Raw genomic sequence first — 1835 nt, forward strand, 5'->3', positions numbered from 1 at the left:
GTCGTCGTGGCGGTGGTGGCCGCCTTTTGCGCGACGTTGGCCGCGTTGCCGGCGGAAGTGTTGGCCGCCGCGTTGGCCACCGTGCTGGCCTGGGTGGTGGTGCCCGCGTCGTTGGTCACCTTCGGGGCGGCCTGGAACTGGGTGATGCCCTTGGTCGCCGCCGTGGACTGCACCGAGTAGTTGGCCATCGCCCCGGCATCCTGGGCCCAAAACTCGCCGTACTGGGCCTCCAACTGCGCGATCGCCCCGGTGTTCTGCCCGATCACGTTGGTGGCCTGCAACTGCTGCACCAACGCCCGGTTGGCCGCGATCACCGGCGGTGGCACCACCGCGGCGAACGCCGCCTCATAAGCCGCCGCCGCCGCGGCGGCCTGCACCGCGGCCTGCTCGGCCTGCGCCGCCGTGCTGGCCAGCCACTCCGCATACGGGGTGGCCGCGGCCGCCATCGCCGCCGAGGCCGTGCCCGCCCACTCCTCACTGGCCAGCTGAGTCACCACATTCTGATAACTCAACGCAGCCGACTGCAGCTCCGCGGCGATCGCATTCCACGCCGACGCCGCCGTCATCAACGACCCCGACCCCGGACCGGCATAAATCCGCGCCGAATTAACCTCCGGCGGAAGCGCCCCAAAATCAAACATCATTGGCTCCTTTAACCCGTCGCGGCCGCGTTGGCCGCCTCAGTCACCGCGTAGGACCCCGAGCTCATCCTCAGGGTGTTGACGAACATCTCGTGAATCGCCGTGCCCTGGGCGCTCACAGCCTGATACATCTGCGCATGCGCAGAGAACTGCGCCGCGGTCAGTGCCGACACTTCGTCGGCTGCGGCCGGCACGATCCCCGTCGTCGGGGCCGCCGCCGCGGCGTTCTGCGCGCTGAGCGCCGAACCGATGCTTTGCAGATCGCCCGCGGCCGCGGCCAGCGCCTCCGGCTGCGTCGTGACAAACGACATTAAGATCCCTCCCTGGTTTCGGCTCGCTGGCCTTTGAGGAACGGTTTGCCGGTGGGCTTACCGCAGGCGTGGCTTACTGCTGAGATTAAATGGGTCACGCGGTGCCTCGCCTCCCTAGTGCCGACTGTTCATTCGTGTACAACTTCCGTTCACCTGGCCTTTCCCTATCCGGCCGATGGGGGTCGGGTTAGGACGCTGTAGCGGAAGCCGTATTTGTGGGAGTAGCCCGCGGCGGCGCCGGCGCGGCGGCCCATGACGCCGGTGGGCATGCCGCGCAGCAGGGCGTTGGCCGGAGGGTTGCCGGCCGCGCCGGCCTGCACCGGCAGCGCCTCGGCCTCGGCGTTGGCCGGGCTGACCGCCGAGGTCAGCGTCGCCCACTGCTGGGGCACCGACAAACCCCCGACTTGGGTGGCCTGCCCGGCACCGGCCGAGACGACGTTGCTGCTGAGGCTGCCCAGGTTGCCCAGGCCCAACTGGGCGAACTGCGGCGTCGGGAACCACGCACCACCGGCACCAGCCGTGGTACCACCGGGACCCGACACCAACTGCTGAGCCAACTGCGACCAAAACGCCGGGATACCGTTCGAGAAATAAGCAAGACCCGAGGTCTGCTTGAGGATCACCGTGTACAAGGTGGGGTTGAGGCCCAGGTAGTTGTTGGTCGGCGTGGGCAGCCCCGTCTGCAGGCCCTGGATCGCGTTGATCAGCCAGGTAAACGGCCCCGGCTGGGTGGTAGCCGCGGCCGTCACCTGCTGGGTCGGCGCCGCCGCCGTCACCAGCTGCGTGGTCGCCAGCTGCGACGTGCTCGAGGCCACCGTCTGGGCGGTGTTGCCCGCGGGCTGCTGAGCGGCCTGGGTCACCGCCAACGCCTGCTCGGCCACCC

At 69.2% G+C, this 1835-nt stretch carries 3 protein-coding genes; all 3 read right to left on the minus strand.

Features of this window, described 5'->3' with window-relative positions:
- A partial coding sequence (locus A5701_RS22120; protein WP_156670211.1) for a PPE family protein occupies positions 1–644 on the minus strand: 644 nt, incomplete at its 3' end.
- A gap of 8 nt (positions 645–652) precedes the next feature.
- The gene (locus tag A5701_RS22125) at positions 653–952 is read right to left on the minus strand and encodes a PE family protein (protein ID WP_067758919.1); all 300 of its coding nucleotides are present in this window, start codon (positions 950–952) and stop codon (positions 653–655) included.
- Between the two features lie 164 nt (positions 953–1116).
- The coding region (locus tag A5701_RS22130) for a PE/PPE C-terminal domain-containing protein (protein ID WP_197505035.1) at positions 1117–1835 on the minus strand (719 nt) is incomplete at its 5' end.

Origin of the sequence: Mycobacterium sp. E3305, assembly GCF_001666785.1 — a bacterium.
In the GTDB taxonomy this organism is placed as follows: Bacteria; Actinomycetota; Actinomycetes; order Mycobacteriales; family Mycobacteriaceae; genus Mycobacterium.